Origin of the sequence: Arthrobacter sp. Alg241-R88 (genome assembly GCF_900537115.1) — a bacterium.
Taxonomy (GTDB): domain Bacteria; phylum Actinomycetota; class Actinomycetes; order Actinomycetales; family Micrococcaceae; genus Arthrobacter.
Window position 1 is genome coordinate 1 of record NZ_UNRG01000002.1, and the last position, 17,731, is coordinate 17,731.

Annotated in this window: 15 protein-coding genes and 2 rRNA genes; 12 read left to right on the forward strand and 5 right to left on the reverse strand. The window is 65.7% G+C overall.

Features of this window, described 5'->3' with window-relative positions:
• The 11 genes from G6R19_RS04825 to xerD all read left to right on the forward strand — a co-directional run.
• Nucleotides 1-585, forward strand: a 23S ribosomal RNA gene (locus G6R19_RS04825); the annotation flags it as partial.
• A gap of 201 nt (nt 586-786) precedes the next feature.
• Nucleotides 787-903 (forward strand): 5S ribosomal RNA (gene rrf / locus G6R19_RS04830).
• Nucleotides 904-1,508: 605 nt separating this feature from the next.
• Complete coding sequence (locus G6R19_RS20355; protein ID WP_163162947.1) at nt 1,509-3,470, forward strand: hypothetical protein; 1,962 nt, start codon at nt 1,509-1,511, stop codon at nt 3,468-3,470.
• A 5-nt stretch (nt 3,471-3,475) separates the two neighbouring features.
• On the forward strand, nt 3,476-4,465 hold the full coding sequence (locus tag G6R19_RS04840) for an HAD-IIA family hydrolase (RefSeq protein WP_163162949.1): 990 nt from the start codon (nt 3,476-3,478) through the stop codon (nt 4,463-4,465).
• Between the two features lie 9 nt (nt 4,466-4,474).
• Complete coding sequence (locus G6R19_RS04845; RefSeq protein ID WP_163162951.1) at nt 4,475-4,729, forward strand: hypothetical protein; 255 nt, start codon at nt 4,475-4,477, stop codon at nt 4,727-4,729.
• The gene (locus G6R19_RS04850; protein ID WP_163162953.1) at nt 4,729-5,544 is read left to right on the forward strand and encodes a TlyA family RNA methyltransferase; all 816 of its coding nucleotides are present in this window, start codon (nt 4,729-4,731) and stop codon (nt 5,542-5,544) included. Before G6R19_RS04845 ends, G6R19_RS04850 begins: the two co-directional genes overlap by 1 nt.
• Before the next feature lie 13 nt (nt 5,545-5,557).
• A complete protein-coding gene (locus G6R19_RS04855; protein ID WP_163162955.1) occupies nt 5,558-6,583 on the forward strand; it encodes an NAD kinase in 1,026 nt (341 codons plus the stop codon).
• A gap of 3 nt (nt 6,584-6,586) precedes the next feature.
• Nucleotides 6,587-8,326, forward strand: a complete 1,740-nt coding sequence (gene recN, locus G6R19_RS04860; protein ID WP_163162957.1) for a DNA repair protein RecN — start codon at nt 6,587-6,589, stop codon at nt 8,324-8,326.
• A gap of 112 nt (nt 8,327-8,438) precedes the next feature.
• Complete coding sequence (locus G6R19_RS04865) at nt 8,439-10,208, forward strand: CTP synthase (protein WP_163162959.1); 1,770 nt, start codon at nt 8,439-8,441, stop codon at nt 10,206-10,208.
• Nucleotides 10,209-10,234: 26 nt separating this feature from the next.
• Complete coding sequence (locus G6R19_RS04870; protein ID WP_163162961.1) at nt 10,235-10,894, forward strand: NUDIX hydrolase; 660 nt, start codon at nt 10,235-10,237, stop codon at nt 10,892-10,894.
• Entirely contained in the window at nt 10,894-11,976 is a 1,083-nt protein-coding gene (xerD, locus tag G6R19_RS04875) for a site-specific tyrosine recombinase XerD (RefSeq protein ID WP_205484249.1), read from the forward strand. Before G6R19_RS04870 ends, xerD begins: the two co-directional genes overlap by 1 nt.
• 49 nt (nt 11,977-12,025) lie before the next feature.
• Here xerD and G6R19_RS04880 read toward each other — a convergent pair whose 3' ends face one another.
• Nucleotides 12,026-12,715, reverse strand: a complete 690-nt coding sequence (locus tag G6R19_RS04880) for a hypothetical protein (protein WP_240341770.1) — start codon at nt 12,713-12,715, stop codon at nt 12,026-12,028.
• A 74-nt stretch (nt 12,716-12,789) separates the two neighbouring features.
• On the opposite strand from G6R19_RS04880, the gene G6R19_RS04885 reads away from it, so the two are divergent.
• On the forward strand, nt 12,790-13,272 hold the full coding sequence (locus G6R19_RS04885) for an 8-oxo-dGTP diphosphatase (RefSeq protein ID WP_163162963.1): 483 nt from the start codon (nt 12,790-12,792) through the stop codon (nt 13,270-13,272).
• 65 nt (nt 13,273-13,337) lie between these two features.
• On the opposite strand, the gene G6R19_RS04890 is transcribed toward G6R19_RS04885, so the two are convergent.
• Genes G6R19_RS04890 through G6R19_RS04905 form a run of 4 tightly spaced genes read right to left on the reverse strand, consistent with a single transcriptional unit; the run spans nt 13,338 to nt 17,609 of the window.
• Complete coding sequence (locus tag G6R19_RS04890) at nt 13,338-14,477, reverse strand: bifunctional 2-methylcitrate synthase/citrate synthase (protein ID WP_163162965.1); 1,140 nt, start codon at nt 14,475-14,477, stop codon at nt 13,338-13,340.
• Between the two features lie 58 nt (nt 14,478-14,535).
• Nucleotides 14,536-15,438, reverse strand: coding sequence for a methylisocitrate lyase (gene prpB, locus G6R19_RS04895; RefSeq protein WP_163162967.1), 903 nt, complete (start codon nt 15,436-15,438; stop codon nt 14,536-14,538).
• A complete protein-coding gene (locus G6R19_RS04900; RefSeq protein ID WP_163162969.1) occupies nt 15,438-16,958 on the reverse strand; it encodes an MmgE/PrpD family protein in 1,521 nt (506 codons plus the stop codon). Before G6R19_RS04900 ends, prpB begins: the two co-directional genes overlap by 1 nt.
• A gap of 9 nt (nt 16,959-16,967) precedes the next feature.
• Nucleotides 16,968-17,609, reverse strand: coding sequence for a GntR family transcriptional regulator (locus tag G6R19_RS04905; protein ID WP_163162971.1), 642 nt, complete (start codon nt 17,607-17,609; stop codon nt 16,968-16,970).
• Between the last annotated feature and the right edge of the window lie 122 nt (nt 17,610-17,731).

The following is a 17,731-nucleotide window of genomic DNA, read 5'->3' on the forward strand; positions in this document are numbered from 1 at the left end:
GTGTAAGTGCACAAGGGAGCTTGACTGTGAGAGAGACATCTCGAGCAGGGACGAAAGTCGGGACTAGTGATCCGGCGGTACATTGTGGAATGGCCGTCGCTCAACGGATAAAAGGTACCTCGGGGATAACAGGCTGATCTTGCCCAAGAGTCCATATCGACGGCATGGTTTGGCACCTCGATGTCGGCTCGTCGCATCCTGGGGCTGGAGTAGGTCCCAAGGGTTGGGCTGTTCGCCCATTAAAGCGGTACGCGAGCTGGGTTTAGAACGTCGTGAGACAGTTCGGTCCCTATCCGCTGCGCGCGCAGGAAATTTGAGAAGGGCTGTCCTTAGTACGAGAGGACCGGGACGGACGAACCTCTGGTGTGTCAGTTGTACTGCCAAGTGCACCGCTGATTAGCTACGTTCGGATGGGATAACCGCTGAAAGCATCTAAGCGGGAAGCTCGCTTCAAGATGAGATTTCCATACACCTTGTGTGTGAGAGGCCCCCAGCCAGACCACTGGGTTGATAGGCCGGATGTGGAAGCGAGGACTAACGACTCGTGAAGCTGACCRGTACTAATAGGCCGATAACTTACACCACACACYACTGCGTGAACGGCATTCAAAAGACGTTCACACCAAGCACTGGTAAAAAGATAAATAAGACTGCTTGCGTCCACTATGTGGTTCCCAAACAACAAACCAAACCGGTTCGTTGCAGGGAACGAACAACTGAATAACAACACCACAATGTTGTAACCACAGTTTTCCCACCCCCGCACTGGGGGACGGGTAGAAGGGTTACGGCGGTCATAGCGTGGGGGAAACGCCCGGTCCCATTCCGAACCCGGAAGCTAAGACCCACAGCGCCGATGGTACTGCACCCGGGAGGGTGTGGGAGAGTAGGTCACCGCCGGACAACCATTAGGTCGAGGCCCCAACCACCAGGTTGGGGCCTCCCACATTTAACAAACAAAAACACCACCCGGAACCCTCTCTCACTTAACGCGGGCTTTTCCCGATCCCTCTCTCACTTAACGCGGCCTTTTCCCGATCCCTCTCTCACTTAACGCGGCTTTTCCCGATCGCTCTCTCACTCGACGTGTTCTCAAACCCAACGATCCCTCACCCGCCCAGGAGCTAAGGCCCAGCCGGCACCATCCCAAACCCGCCGTCGTCGTCGACCATCACACGGAAGAGCAACACCTGGAACACCGCCAACTGAGAGAGCATCACCCAAAAGGCCACATCAAGTGAGAGAGCATCACCCAAAACCCCGCATCGAGTGAGAGAGCGTCACTCCAAAACCCGCATCGAGGGAGAGAGCGTTCCTGGGGAGTGTGAATATTGCCACGATGCTGGTCCCTGGCCCTGCCCGGTCCTGCCATGTTGGGCAACTCCACTAGAATTGATGAAGATGTACGGACTTCGAAGCGCTTGATTTCGGGTTGCGTAGGAAAACGAAACACGGATACGAGCGGCTGCAGTTGCGCCAGTGGTCGGCTCACAACAGGAGGAATCCACATGGCTGAGCACAACGGCGGCAACCGCGGCGGAAATGACCGCGGCGGGTTCCGCGGTAACAACAATTCCGGTGGTGATCCCCGTGGATTCCGCTCCCGGGCCAACCGCGACAACGCAGGTTCCGACCGGTCAGCCGGCGGGGGAGAGCGTAAGCCGTTCGGTGACCGTGACAGGAAACCGTTTGGTGATCGTCCGCGCCGTGATGGCGAGGGGGATCGTCGCGGTTCAGGTGCCGGCGAGCGTAAGCCCTTCAGCGGTGGCGAGCGTAAGCCGTTCGGCGACCGGGATCGCAAGCCCTTCGGTGACCGTGACAGGAAACCGTTTGGTGATCGCCCGCGCCGTGATGGTGAGGGGGACCGTCGTAGCTTCGGCGGTGGTGAGCGCAAGCCGTTCGGGGACCGCGACCGCAAGCCCTATGGTGACCGGGACAACCGTTCCTTCAGCGACCGCCCGCGCCGCGACGGTGAAGGCGACCGCCCCCGCCGGGATGGTGAGGGGGACCGTCGTAGCTTTGGTGGCGGTGAGCGTAAGCCGTTCGGGGATCGCGACCGCAAGCCCTACGGTGACCGTGACAACCGTTCCTTCAGCGACCGTCCGCGCCGCGATGGCGAAGGTGACCGCCGTGGGTTCGCCGGCGGCGAGAACAGGAAGCCCTTCGGAGGCCGGAGCGACCGCCCCAGCCGTGGGGGAGACCGCCAGGACCGGGGACCTCGCAGCTTCGACCGCGACGCCGGACCCCGCAGCTTCGACCGTGACTCCAGCCGTGCCGCCGGTCCCCGCAGCTTCGACCGTGATGCCAACCGCGACGGCGGCCCCCGCACCTTTGGCCGGGACCGCCAGGAAGAGCGTCCGGCCCGCGTCCCGAATATGCGTGACCTTCGCAGCGCCAACCGTCCGGACCGTGAACGGTCGCCTCAGATCGACGAGGATGTCACGGGTAAGGAGCTGGACCGCGCCACTCAGCACCAGATAAAGACGCTTGAGGCTAACAGCGCCGAGTGGGTGGCACGCCACCTGGTGATGGCCGGCCGCTTGATTGACGACGAGCCCGAACTGGCCTTCCAGCACGCCCTGGCCGCCAGCCGGCGCGGCGGCCGGCTGGCTGCTGTCCGGGAAGCCGTGGGGCTCACAGCCTATGCCGCCGGCCACTACGGCGAAGCGCTGAGGGAATTCCGGACGTACCGCCGGATCAGCGGCTCCAACGTGCACCTGCCGGTGATGGCAGATTGCGAACGTGGGCTTGGCCGTCCCGACCGCGCACTCGATGTGGTCCGCTCCGAGGAAGCCCAGGACCTGGACGCTCCAGGCAAAGCTGAACTCGCCATCGTGGCCGCCGGGGCCCGTGCCGACCTAGGCCAGCTCGACGCCGCCGTGGCGGAACTGGAGATCCCGCAGCTGGACATCAACCGCGCGTTCTCCTACAGCCCGCGCCTCTTCCGCGCCTACGCCGACGCACTCGCCGCCGTGGGCCGCACGGCTGAGTCGGAGAAATGGCAAAAGCAGGCCGTCGTGGCGGAAAATGCGCTGGGCCTGGGCGTTGACGAAGAACCCGACATCATCGATTTGGGCTGGGACGAGGAAGAGGAAGCTCGCGAAGAGAAGGAACGCCGCCGCCTCCTGGAGCGGGCATCCACCGCTTCGGGTACTGCTGCTGAAGCTTCGTCCGCAACAGCAACTGACGCTGCCAGCACATCCACCGCTGCCAGCACATCCACCGCAGCCGGCACGTCCACCGCTGGCAGCGAGGAGACGCCCGCTGGTTCCGGCGAAGCCGTCGAGGCCAGCATCGACGACCAGGAGCCGGATTACTTCGTCTCCGACGACGCTGAATCCGACGAGGACTCCGTGGAGGCCGACGAACTGGACCACAACGAACTGGACCACGACGAACTGGACAACAACGGAGAGGCCCTGCCGGACAGCACAACTCCGGAGGACCACCAGGATCGCCGGGAAGACTAAAGCGGATGACTGAAGCCACCCTGATTTCCCTGTTCGATGCGCTGCTCGCGGACCTGGACGGCGTGGTCTACGCGGGCCCGCACGCCATTCCTGGTGCGGTGGAATCACTGCAGCAGCTGGAAGGCCTCGGAGTTGGCCTGGGCTACGTGACGAACAATGCGTCGCGCACCCCTGCCGACGTCGCAGCCCACCTCCGTGAGCTCGGCGCGCCGGCGGCTGACAACCAGGTGGTCAGCTCCTCCCAGGCCGCTGCGGAGCTGCTCGCCTCAGAGCTGCCCCCGGGTTCGAGGGTGCTGATCACCGGAAGCCCGGCGCTTGCGCAGGAGATCGAACTAGTGGGCCTGGTGCCGGTGTACGGCCAGGAGGAGGATCCGGTGGCAGTGGTGCAGGGCTTCAACCCGGCCATTGGCTGGAAGGAACTCGCCGAGGCAGCCTACGTGGTGTCGGCCGGGGCCGTTTGGGTGGCAACCAACACCGACATGTCCATCCCGCAGGCCCGTGGCATCGCGCCAGGCAACGGCACCCTCGTTGCCGCAGTCACCGCAGCCACTGGCCAAACGCCCCGGGTCGCCGGCAAGCCGGAAGCGCCGCTTTTCCACTCGGCCGCCAAGCGCCTCGCCGCAGAGCGCCCCCTCGTGGTCGGTGACCGGCTGGACACTGACATCCTGGGCGGAAACAACGCAGGCTTCGCAACGGTGGCGGTACTGACCGGCGTCGACACCCGGGAAACCATCCTGGCCGCGAAGGCCGCCGAACGGCCGGACTACATCATCAGCTCCCTTCCGGACCTGTACCGCCCTTACCCTGCTGTCACGCAAGCCGACGGGACCTACACGTGCGGCGGGGCGACGGCGCGGGTGGCCAATGGTGCGGTGGGCATCATTGGCAGCCAGGACAACCTGGACTCCTGGCGGGCAGCGTGCGCAGCCTGGTGGGCGGCCACTCCGGACGCGTCCACGGCGCAGGCGCCGCAGCTCGTGTGGCTGGATCACTAGACTGGTTGGATGACTGAGCTGAGCCCCCCTGACGAGTCCGCAGCAGCCCAGCCTTCCTTGGACTGGCCGCGGATAAACCACGACGAGGTGCCGGATCCCCTGGTGCAACAGTCCCTGGCGCGTCTGGACGGTGTGCCCGGGACACCGGTTGCAGAGCACGAAGCGGCCTACAGTGAACTCCACGACGAACTGCGCGCTGCCTTGGACGCCGACCCGGCGGAGCAAACCCGCCCCCGCATCAACCTCCCGGAAAGTGGCGCCTGATGCCGGTGCGCCTTGACCAGGCGTTGGTTGCGCGCGGCCTGGCCAGGTCCCGCACCCATGCCGCCACGCTCATCGCTGAAGGAAAAGTAAGTTCAGCAGGGCAGGTCCTGAGCAAGGCATCCGTCCAAGTCCCGGAGGACAGGGACCTGGTGGTCCAGCATGATGAGCAGGACACCTACGTGAGCCGGGCGGGCCACAAACTGGCGGGCGCCCTTGACGCCTTTCCCGACGTTTCGCCGGGCGGGAAAAGGTGCCTCGACGCCGGCGCCTCCACCGGCGGCTTCACTGATGTCCTGCTCCGGCGCGGCGCGGCGCATGTGGTGGCGGTCGACGTCGGGCACGGCCAGTTGGTGCCCCAGCTGCGGGAAGATCCCCGCGTGGACGTCCATGAGGGGCTCAACGTCAGGTACATGTCGCCTGAGGACATCGGTGGCCCCGCAGCCCTCACCGTGGCTGACCTGTCCTTCATCTCCCTGACCCTGGTGGTCCGGCCCCTGGCCCTGTGCACGGAGCCGGGCGGTGACCTGGTCCTCATGGTGAAGCCGCAATTCGAAATCGGCAAGGACCGGCTGGGACGGACCGGCGTGGTGAATTCCGAGCGGGAGCGCCGGATGGCAGTGGAAAAAGTGGCCCGGGCTGCCTTCGAGGCCGGCCTGGACCTCCGCGGCCTCGCGCAGAGCCCGCTTCCCGGCCAGGACGGAAACGTCGAATACTTCCTGTGGATAAAGCGCAGGATGAGCCAAGAGTTGCCTAAGATCGAAGAGCGAGACGCAGCCACCGCTGCGTTGCTCGGAACGATCTGGCACAACCACTAGAGAGCGGAACCTGATGAGCAGGCGCGTACTGGTCCTCGCCCACACCGGCCGCGAGGAATCGCTGAAGGCCGCCTGGGAGGCCTGCGCGTTGCTGCACGCCTCCGGCATCGTCCCGGTGATGCAGGACTCCGAGCTGGATGACATGGAACGGTTCTTCGGGCACCTGTCCCAGCCGGTGGAAGTGCTCCACGACCACGTCCAGCTCCCCGACGTTGAACTGGTGATGGTCCTGGGTGGTGACGGCACCATCCTCCGCGCCGCCGAGCTGGTCCGCGAAGTGGACGTGCCGCTGCTGGGCGTGAACCTGGGCCATGTGGGCTTCCTGGCCGAGAGCGAGCGGGCGGACTTGGCCCAGACCGTTGAATGGATCGCCAGCCGGGATTACACGGTGGAAGAGCGCATGACCATCGATGTCCAGGTGTGGGTCCGGGGACAGAAGATCTGGCACACGTGGGCCCTGAACGAGGCTGCGATCGAAAAGGCCAACCGGGAGCGCATGCTGGAAGTGGTCACCGAGGTGGACGAGCGTCCGCTCACGACTTTCGGCTGCGACGGCATCGTGCTGGCGACCCCCACGGGTTCCACGGCCTACGCATTCTCCGCCGGGGGCCCGGTGGTATGGCCGGAGGTGGAGGCGCTGGTGATTGTTCCCATCAGTGCCCATGCGCTCTTCGCCAAGCCGCTGGTGGTATCGCCGCGCTCACGCCTCGCCGTTGAAGTCCTTGGCAGGACAGATGCCCAGGGCGTGTTGTGGTGTGATGGCCGGCGTTCGGTGGACCTGCCGCCGGGTGCCCGGGTGGAGGTGACGAAGTCAGCTACCCCCGTGCGCCTGGCACGGACCCATCAGACCCCGTTCTCGGCCCGGCTGGTGCGGAAGTTCGAACTGCCCATCCACGGCTGGCGGGGGCCAGTCCCCAAGGCTGACGCCATCCACACCGGTCCGATCCCCATCGTCCGGACCCCGCGGCCGATGCCGCCGCTTCAGCTGCCGCACACCGGGCAGCCGGACGTCGATCCCGATCCCTCAACCGCAAAGTGAACCATGCTTGAAGAACTGAGAATCCGCGATCTGGGCGTCATCACCGACGCAACACTGCCGCTGGGCCCCGGGCTGAGCGTGGTGACAGGCGAGACCGGCGCGGGCAAAACGATGGTGGTCACCGCCGTCGGCCTCCTCCTGGGAGCCCGTTCGGATGCCGGCGCCGTCCGGAGCGGCGCCAAGAGCGCAACTGCCGAGGCAGTCCTGAAGCTCGATGCCGGACACCCCGCCATCGCGCGCGCACTGGAGGCAGGCGCCGAGGCGGAAGAGTTCGACGGCGGCGCTGAGCTTATCCTCGCCCGCCGGCTGGGCGCGGACGGCCGCAGCCGTGCTTTCCTGGGCGGGCGCGCCGCCCCCGTAGGCGTCCTCGCCGAAATCGGCGAAACGCTGGTGGTGGTCCATGGCCAGTCGGACCAGATCCGGCTCAAGGGTGCCGTAGCCCAGCGCGGCGCGCTGGACAAGTTCGCAGGGGAAACGCTGGCGGGGCCCCTCGCCAACTACCAGGGCCTGTATAACCACTGGAAATCCATCCAGTCGGAGCTTGATGCCCTCCGCAGTGCCGCCCGGGACAGGCTCCGCGAAGCCGAATCCCTCGAGGCAGCACTGGCTGAGATCGACGACGTGGACCCGCAGCCCGGCGAGGACGAACTCCTCAAGGCAGAGGCAGTAAAGCTGGCCAATGTTGAGGAACTGCGGATCGCGGCGAGTACGGCCCACCAGGCCCTGATCGCCGAGGACTTCGGCGAAGCGGGTGACGCCACCACCCTGGTGGACGCTGCGAAGCGGACCCTTGAACACGTGGCTGAGCACGACGCCGAACTCGGTTCCGCAGCAGCGCGCCTGGCCGAGGTGGGTTTCCTGCTGAATGACATCGCTACCGAACTGGCGAGCTACCAGGCCGGGCTGGACAGCGAAGGACCGGAACGGCTGGCGGAGATCGAGGACCGGCGCGCCGTCCTGGCCAAGCTGATCAGAAAATATGCCCCGTCCATTGACGAAGTCCTCCAGTGGGCTGAAAACGCCCGGGTGCGCTTTGACGAACTTCAGGACGATTCAACCCGCATCGAAACACTGGACGCGGAAGTGGTCCGGGCCGAGGCTGACCTGCAGAAGCAGGCCGCGGCCATCACCAGGATCAGGACCAAAGCCGCCAAGGAGCTCTCTTCCCGGGTCAGCGCCGAACTGAAGGCCCTGGCCATGGCAGACGCCACGCTGGTGATCAATCTCGAGCCGACCGGCCAGCTTGGACCGCACGGCGCGGACGAGATCAGTTTCCTGCTGCAGCCGCACTCAGGGGCTCCTGCCCGGCCGCTGGGCAAGGGGGCGTCCGGCGGTGAACTCTCCAGGGTTATGCTGGCCATCGAAGTGGTGCTGGCCGCCGTGGACCCCGTCCCCACGTTCGTTTTCGATGAGGTGGACGCCGGGGTGGGCGGACGCGCCGCCGTCGAGATTGGGCGCAGGCTGGCCATGCTGGCACAGCACGTGCAGGTGCTTGTGGTCACGCACCTGCCGCAGGTGGCAGCGTTCGCGGACCAGCACATCACGGTCACCAAAACCTCGGTCCGGGGAGCCGACGGCAAAACGGCAACCGGGTTCACATCAAGTGATGTCCGCCTCCTTGACGGCCCCGAGCGGGTCCGCGAACTGGCCCGGATGCTTGCCGGCCAGGAGGACTCGGAGTCGGCGCAGGCGCACGCCCAGGAGTTGCTGGACGACGCCAAACTGCTGCCACAGCGGGCGTAACCGCGCCTCGCGTGGGGATCGTGGAACGGGGCCGCCCTTGCTTACGGGTCGCCCGGACGCGCAGACTGGATCATTTGCGGAAGCAGTTCCCGACCCGTGGAAGGCTCATTTGATGATAGGCTCGAATTCCGTGGTGCAGCGATCAAATTCCCGTGTAAATTCCCGGTTCCCGGGCTCGTCCAAGACGACCAAACACATCTTCGTAACCGGTGGTGTGGCGTCCTCGCTCGGTAAGGGACTGACGGCCTCAAGCCTCGGTCATCTCCTGCGGGCACGCGGCCTGTCTGTAACTATGCAGAAGCTCGATCCCTACCTGAACGTGGATCCGGGCACGATGAACCCCTTCCAGCACGGCGAAGTCTTTGTCACCGACGACGGTGCTGAGACGGACCTGGACATTGGACACTACGAGCGCTTCCTCGACGAAAACCTTGAAGGCTCGGCCAACGTCACCACGGGCCAGGTGTACTCCACCGTTATCGCCAAGGAACGCCGCGGCGAGTACCTCGGCGACACCGTGCAGGTCATCCCGCACATCACCGATGAGATCAAGCGCCGGATGCGGCTGCCGGCCGAAGGCAAGAACGCTCCGGACGTCATCATCACCGAAATCGGCGGCACCGTTGGAGACATCGAATCCCAGCCATTCCTCGAATCGGCCCGCCAGGTCCGCCAGGACATCGGCCGCACCAACGTCTTCTTCCTGCACGTCTCGCTGGTCCCGTACATCGGACCGTCCCAGGAACTGAAGACCAAGCCGACGCAGCACTCCGTCGCAGCCCTGCGCTCCATCGGCATCCAGCCCGAAGCGATCGTCATCCGCTCTGACCGCGAAGTGCCGGACGCCATGCGCGAAAAAATCGGCCGCATGTGCGACGTCGACATTGACGCCGTAGTAAACGCCGCCGATGCGCCCAGCATCTACGACATCCCCAAGACCCTGCACTCCCAGGGCCTGGACTCCTACATCGTGCGCGCCCTGGACCTTCCGTTCAAGGACGTGGACTGGACCAGCTGGGACAAGCTGCTGGAGGCCGTCCACAACCCCAAGCACCACGTGGAAATCGCCCTCGTCGGCAAGTACATCGACCTTCCGGACGCCTACCTGTCCGTCACCGAGGCCCTGCGGGCCGGCGGCTTCGCCAACGACACCAAGGTCAAGATCCGCTGGGTTCCCTCGGACGAGTGCGAAACCCGGGAAGGCGCCATCAAGGCGCTGGACGGCGTCAACGCCATCTGCGTCCCGGGCGGCTTCGGCATCCGCGGCCTGGAGGGCAAGCTGGGTGCGCTGAAATTCGCCCGCGAGACCAAGCTGCCCGTCCTGGGACTTTGCCTGGGCCTGCAGTGCATGGTCATCGAGTACGCCCGCAACGTTGTGGGACTGGAAGGTGCGTCCTCCAGCGAATTCGAGCCGGATTCGAAGTACCCGGTCATCGCCACCATGGAAGAACAGCTCGACATTGTCGAGGGCAAGGGCGACCTTGGCGGCACCATGCGCCTGGGCCTGTATGAGGCCAAGCTCGACGCCGGTTCGGTCATCGCCGGTACGTACGGCAAGACCACTGTCAGCGAACGCCACCGCCACCGCTACGAGGTGAACAACAAGTACCGCGACCAGATCGCAGCCGAAGGGCTGGTATTCTCCGGCACCTCCCCGGACGGCAAGCTCGTGGAGTTCGTTGAGCTTCCAGCCGACGTCCACCCATACTACGTGGCCACCCAGGCGCACCCTGAGCTGAGCTCGCGCCCCACCCGGCCGCACCCGCTGTTCGCCGGGCTCGTCAAGGCAGCCCTGGACCACCAGGAAGGCTCCGACACGGCCGCCGGCCTGGGTGCTGTTGCCCCCGAAGCCGAGCAGTCCGGTACGGTAGCCGCTAAGTAGTTCCGCACGATAAAAAGGACGGCGCGATGCCCGGTACACCTGAAGCCACCCACGTAGTAAAGGTTTCGGATGCACCGAGCCCGCGCCGTCTTTTGTCTACGGAGAAGGTCTACGAAGGCCGGATCTGGGATGTGGTCAGCGACAGCTTCCAACTGCAGGAAACGGGCGAGGCCCTCACCCGGGACTACATTGAACACCCGGGTGCCGTGGCCGTCCTGCCCATGAACGACGACGGCGAGATCCTCCTTCTCAAGCAGTACCGGCACCCCGTGGGTATGGACCTTTGGGAGATTCCCGCCGGACTGCTGGATATCGAAGGCGAGGACTTCGTGGTGGGCGCGGCCCGCGAACTCGCCGAGGAAGCGGACCTCGCGGCCGGCACCTGGAACGTCCTGGCCGACTTCTTCAATTCGCCCGGTTCCTCCAGCGAGGCCATCAGGATCTACCTGGCCCGGGACCTCACCGACGTCCCGCACCATGAACGCCATGAGCGGACGGACGAGGAAGCCGAGATCGAGTTCCACTGGATCAAGCTGGACGACGCCGTGGAGTCGGTGCTGGCAGGGAGGCTCCATAACCCGTCCGCCGTCGTCGGGATCCTTGCCGCCGCAGCCGCCCGCGGTGCGGGATATACCAATCTTCGCCCCGCAGACGCGCCCTGGCCCGCGCACCCCAGCCAGCGCTGATGGTCCCTGGTCCCTCTGCCGAACTGGCTCCGGCTGGGCTGCACCCTGCTGAAGCGGCTCCGGCTGGACCGGTTCCCGCTGAAGCCGCTCCCGCTGGACCGGCCGCGCCGGGACCGGTTCGTGACGCCCCGCCGCCGGCTTCCCCGCCAACAGCCATCGAGCGCGCCATCACCGACTACCTCCAGCACATGGGCGTGGAACGCGGCGTGGCCGCCAATACGCTCGCCGCTTACCGCAGGGACCTGGCCCGCTACTCCCGCTACCTGGCAGCCGCCGGGTGCAGCCGCCCCCAGGACATCACCCGCCACCACGTGACCGGTTACGTCCGGGCGCTGACGGATGGTTCCGACGGCGGTTCAGCCCTTGGTGTGCGGTCCGCGGCGAGGACTGTGGTCGCCGTCAGGGGGCTGCACAAGTTCTGGGCCCTGGAAGGGTTCACGCCAACCGACCCCGCCAGCGACGTCCATCCGCCCATGCCCGGAAAGCGGCTGCCAAAGGCCATTAGTGTGGACGAAGTAACGAGGATCCTGGAGGCAGCCGGCACCGACACCGCAACAGGGCTGCGCGACCGCGCCCTCCTGGAGTTCCTGTACTCCACCGGTGCGCGGATCAGCGAGGCCGTGGGCCTGGACGTGGACGATATTTCCCTGCAGGAGGCGGAAACCGGGCCGGCCATCGTACGGCTCTTTGGCAAGGGCTCCAAGGAACGGCTGGTGCCGCTGGGGTCCTACGGCGCCCGCGCCCTCGACGCCTACCTGGTCCGGGGACGCCCGCTGCTCGCGGCCAAGGGAAAGGGCACCCCGGCGTTGTTCCTGAATGCCCGCGGAGGCCGGATCAGCCGCCAGAGCGCCTGGACCATCCTGAAGGCCGCCGCCGAGAAGGCGAACATCACCAAGGACGTCTCACCGCACACCCTGCGTCACTCCTTCGCCACCCACCTGCTCGAAGGCGGTGCCGACGTCCGCGTGGTCCAGGAGCTGCTGGGCCATGCGTCGGTGACCACCACCCAGGTCTATACCCTGGTCACAGCGGACACCTTGCGTGAGATCTACGCGGCCGCACATCCCCGGGCCCTCGGCTGAGCTTGCCCAAGCACCGTCCCGGGCTGCACAGATGTATTGCCGGGGACACCTAGAGCAGCGCCTCGATGGTCAGTTCCACCGGCCCCAGCAGGAAAGCCAGCGCCGACGTGCCCATCCCCGCGAGCAACATCAGTCCCGGATGCGCCAGGCCGATCACCACCCGCCGCAGGCGCGGCCGGCCGCGGAGGAACGATTTCGGCACCCGTAAGAGTGCAGGAACCTGCCGCCAGCCGCGCAGCCTCCGCAGGAACCAGGCGCACCGGGCAACAAACGCCAGCCACAGGACGGCCACCACAACCGGGAACAGGGCAGCCATCAGCTTGAAACCCAGAGCTGTCACCTCACGCTCGGAATCACCCGCCACCGCTTGGATGGTGGTGGAGATGGACGCGCTCAGCACCACTGATATGGCCCACACCATGAAGGCCGCAACGAGTGCCAGGAAACGCACGAAGAACAGTCCCAAAACCGATTCCCGGGCGGCCTTCACTTGCTGCCGGGGAGTCACGTGCAGCACGGCCAGGGTGCTGAGCAGGGTGGGCAGGGCAGCCGCGGCCACCAGCAGATACCACGTCCAGCCTGCCAGGTCCACGAATTCATCCACAACAATCAGGACCGTCCAAAAACAGGCCCAGGCCCAGCCCCAGTACAAAGGGTTGCGCACCAGCCACTCCGGCAGGCGGGCGTCAAGGGTCGAGATACGGGCCGGCCGTATCCCGGGTGCAGTTTCGGGAGCCACACGTAGAGCTTGGCATATTCAGCGCCCCGTGCGCTTCCTCGCCGGCAACTGGCCAACCCCATAGGCTTGAGCGCATGACTGCAGCAAGGGTGACTCTCTGCTTCCTGCTCCGTGACGGGGATTCCGGCCCGGAGGTGTTGCTGGGCCTCAAACGGACAGGTTTCGGCACCGGCAAGATCGTGGGCATTGGAGGACACGTCGAACCGGGGGAGAGCGAGGCCGAAGCCGTGGTCCGCGAAGTCAGGGAAGAAACCGGTGTGACGGTCCGCCCGGAAGACCTGGCGGACGCCGGCGTGGTGCAGTTTGTGTTCCCGGCCAAGCCGGCTTGGGACATGCACACCCGCCTCTTCACCGCCCGGCGATGGGTGGGGGAGCCGGAAGAAAGCGACGAGATCACGCCGCAGTGGTTCCAGACCGGCATCCTGCCGGTGGACCGTATGTGGCAGGATGCCGATCACTGGCTTCCAGTGGTGCTCGAAGGCGGCAGGGTCAACGTGGTGGTCACGCTGAACAGCGACAACGAAACTGTCGCGTCGTCCGTGAGCCTCCTGCCCTAGGCAGTAATGACCGACGGCGGGATGTCCACCTGCGTGGCCGTCCCGCCGTCGTACGCTCCGCCCGCCTACGGAACGTGCCGTTCCTCGGGACCGACGTATTCGCTCAAGGGGCGGATCAGGGAGTTTGAATCCAGTTGCTCCATGATGTGCGCCGTCCACCCGGTGATGCGGCTGGCGACGAACAGGGGAGTGAACGTGGCGGTATCGAACCCCATCAGGTGGTAGGTGGGGCCGGCGGGATAGTCGAGGTTGGGTTTGATGGCCTTGGCTTCGTCCATGGCCTTCTCCAGGCCCTGGTAGAGGCCCAGCAGTTCGGGCCGGCCGTAGTGGGCCACCATCTTGTCCAGGGCAGCCTTCATGGTGGGCACGCGCGAGTCGCCGTGCTTGTACACACGGTGCCCGAAGCCCATAACCTTCTTCTTCTGGGCCAGGGCGTTCTCCATCCACGTCTTGGCACGGGCAGCCGCTTCCTCCAGGGACTCCTGCGGGCGGATGCCGATTTCGTCGAAGGTGTGCATCACTGCCTCGTTGGCACCGCCGTGCAGCGGTCCCTTCAAAGCGCCGATGGCCCCCGTGACGGCCGAGTGGAGGTCCGCGAGCGTTGACGTGATCACCCTGGCCGTGAAGGTGGAGGCGTTGAAGGAGTGCTCGGCGTAGAGGATCATCGAGACGTTGAAGGCCTCCACTACCTCCGGCACCTGCTCCTCCCCAAAGGTCATCCACAGGAAGTTGGCCGAATAGCCCAGGTCGTCGCGCGGCTCAATGACATCCTGCCCGTGGCGGCGGCGTTGGTCGTAGGCCACGACGCCCGGCATGGCCGAGAACAAGTCGATGGCTTTGGCCATGTTGGCCTCGCGGGAGGAGTCTTCCGCCAGCGGGTGCCGGGCGCCCATCACCGAGGCAGCGGTCCGGCAAACATCCATGGGATGGGAGCTTTCCGGCAGGGCATCGATCACCTGCTTGACCACCGGATCCAGGGCCCGGCCGGCACGCTCCCGTGCAGTGAACTCCACCAGCTCCTGTTCCGTGGGAAGTTCACCGTTCCAGAGCAGGTAGGCCACCTCCTCGAAGCTGCACCTCGCGGCGAGCTCCTGAACCGGGTAGCCCCGGTACAGCAGGGAATTGGTATCCGGGTTGACCTTCGAGACGGACGTGTAATCCACCACGACGCCGGCAAGACCCTTTTTGATGTCCTCTTCAGCCATGCTGAAACTCCTTCGTTCCTGTCGCCTGTTGTGCCGGCCGGAGCCGGCGCGGTTTTCCCTACTCCCCGGGGACCCGGAAATTGAACACTCCGCTGTCGAAGCGGTTGTAGCCTTCGTAGTCAACAAGATCGTATAAGCGTGCGCGGGTGAGCATGCTGCCCACCTGCGCTTCCTGCGTGCCCTCAGCCTTGATCGCTTCCAGCGTACGCTCGGCAGCGCCCATGGCACTACGGAGGAGGGTGACCGGATAGATCACCATGTTCACCCCGACGCCCTGGAGCTGGTCCACGGTGAACAGTTCGCTCTTGCCGAACTCTGTCATGTTGGCCAGGATCGGGACGTCGACGGCGTCGCGGATGGCCTGGAATTCAGCCAGGTCCTTCATGGCCTCCGGGAAGATGGCGTCCGCTCCTGCTTCCACGAGCGCCCGGGCCCGGTCCTGCGCGGCTTGGAGTCCGTCCACGGCGCGGATGTCGGTGCGGGCCATGATGAGGAAGTTCGGGTCGCGGCGGGCGTCGGCGGCGGCACGAATGCGCTTGGCTGCCGTCTCCAGGTCCACCACGTTCTTGCCATCGAGGTGGCCGCAGCGCTTGGGGTTGAACTGATCCTCGATGTGCAGGCCCGCCAGCCCGGCGTTCTCAAGTTCCTGCACGGTGCGGGCCACGTTCATGGGTTCACCGAAGCCGGTGTCGGCGTCCACGATCGCAGGCAGGTCCGTCATGCGGGCGATCTGCCCCGCCCGGGTGGCCACCTCCGTGAGGGTGGTCAGCCCGATGTCCGGCAAACCAAGATCGTTGGCCAGGACCGCACCGGATATGTAGACCCCGGTGAAGCCCTTCTCCTCGATCAGCCGGGCCGAGAGCGGGTTGAAGGCGCCGGGAAACTGCTGGATGGTCCCGGATGCCAAAAGCTCCCGGAACCGGAGCCGCTTCTGCTCCGGCGTGACCTTGGAATACAGCATCAGAAAAGTCCCTTCGGTGCGGCAGCGAGGTCGATCACGCCCGGGGCTGCCGTGATGTTCAGCTGGTCGAGTTCCCCTGCCGCCAGTTCCGGCAGGCGTTCGACGGCGGCGAGGAACCGTTCGATTTCGGCTTCCTCCACGAGGCCGGCGGCCAGGGTGCGGAACTTGGTGATGTACTCCCCGCGGCCGAAGGGGCGGGCACCCAGTGGATGGGCATCGGCCACGGCAATCTCGTCCGTGATCACGGTGCCGTCGGTAAGGGTGATCTCCACGGAGCCGCCGAAGGCCTTCTCTGCGATGTCCAGTGAGTGGTAGCGCCGGGTCCACTCGGGATCTTCCTCGGTGGTGACCTTCTGCCACAGGTCCACGGTGTCCGGCCGGGCGGCACGGGCGGGGGAGTAGGAGTCCACGTGGTGCCAGGCGCCGTCCTGCAGAGCCACGGTGAAGATGTAGGGGATGGAGTGGTCCAGGGTTTCCCGGGAAGCGGTGGGGCTGTATTTCTGGGGATCGTTCGCGCCGGACCCGATGACGTAGTGGGTGTGGTGGCTGGTCCTGATCAGCACGGATTTCACATTCGCCGGGTCGGTGGCCTCCGGGTGCTCACGGTTCAGCTTCCGGGCCAGGTCGATCCAGGCCTGCGCCTGGTATTCGGCGGAGTGTTCCTTGGTGTAGGTGTCCAGGATGGCACGCTTGGCTTCGCCGGCTTCGGGCAGGGGCACCAGGTAGGAGGCGTCTGGACCGTCCAGCAGCCAGGCGATCACCCCGTCCTCGCCTTCGTAGATCGGCACGGGGGAGGTCTGGCCGCGCATCGCCCGGTCTGCCGCCTCGACGGCCATCTTGCCCGCAAAGGCCGGCGCGTGCGCCTTCCAGGTGGAAATCTCGCCCTTACGGGACTGGCGCGTCGCCGTCGTCGTGTGCAGGGCCTGCCCCACGGACTGGAAGATGGTCTCGACGTCCAGCCCCAGCAGCGTGCCGATGCCGGCGGCTGCGGACGGGCCAAGGTGGGCGACGTGGTCGATCTTGTGCTTGTGCAGGCAGATCGCCTTCACCAGGTTCACCTGGATCTCATACCCCGTGGCGATCGCCCGCACCAGGTCCCGGCCGTTTGAGCCCACGTGCTGGCCCACAGCCAGGATCGGCGGAATGTTGTCGCCAGGGTGGGAGTAGTCAGCAGCCAGGAAGGTGTCGTGGTAATCCAGTTCACGCACCGCCACGCCGTTGGCCCACGCCGCCCATTCCGGTGAGATGCGCTCGCCGATACCGAAGACCTTGGCGCCCTTTCCACCGGAACTGGGACCATGGGTGAGGGCCTGCGCCCGGGCTGCCACGATCGGTGCCCTGTTGAGCGAAGCCACGGCCACCGAAGCATTGTCGATCACCCTGTTGATGACCATGTCGGTGACCTCGGCAGGCACCTCCACGGGGTCGGCGGCCACCCTGGCGATTTTGTACGCAAGTTGGTCCTCGCGGGGCAGGTTTTCTTCGCTCTTGTAGACGCGGACGTGGTGTTCCTTGACCATGGTGCTCCTTTAGCGGGATGGATGGGTGGCTTTGATGTGGGACAGGCTGCGGTGCAGGTGGAGGGTGGTCGCTGCCTGCGCCAGGCGGGGATTGCCGATGGCAATGGCCTCGGCGATGGCTGCATGTTCGGCTGCTGCGGCTGTGAGCCGTGCTGCGTCGTCTGCGGCGAGGCGGCGGATACGGACCAGGTGCACCCGGAGGCTGCGCATGGCCTGGGCCAGGTAGGAGTTGGAAATTGCGGCGTCAACGGCGGAGTCCAGCCGGTCCACCAGCAGGTAGTAGTCCTGCAGGGCGGGTGCCGGCCCGGTAATGAGTGACGGCGCTGCCCGGAACTCTGCCTCCAGGTTCCGAAACGTTTCCGGATCGCCCCGCTCCGCTGCCAGGGCGGCGGCCTTTCCCTCCAGCGTCTCGCGGAGCTCGAACAGTTCGTCGATATCCGCCAGTGAGATGCCGGTGACGACGACGCCGCGGCCGCCTGCCGCCGTCGTCAGTCCTTCTGCCGTGAGCCGGCCCAGCGCCTCCCGGAGGGGCGTGCGGGAGACCCCCAGCCGTTCTGCCTGTTCCACCTCGGCCAGCAGGGCTCCGGGCTGGAGCCGCCACTGGACGATGTCATCGCGGAGCGCGGCATAGGCCCGGTCGCTGGCTCGCACTGGCTGTCCCTTCGTTGGCATTGACACCAGTGTATACACAGGGCTGCCTCTGCGGCAGGATTCGGCCCTAAATCATCCAGATCAACTGCTATTTGTATACATGCAGCTTTCGCGTCAGAGAT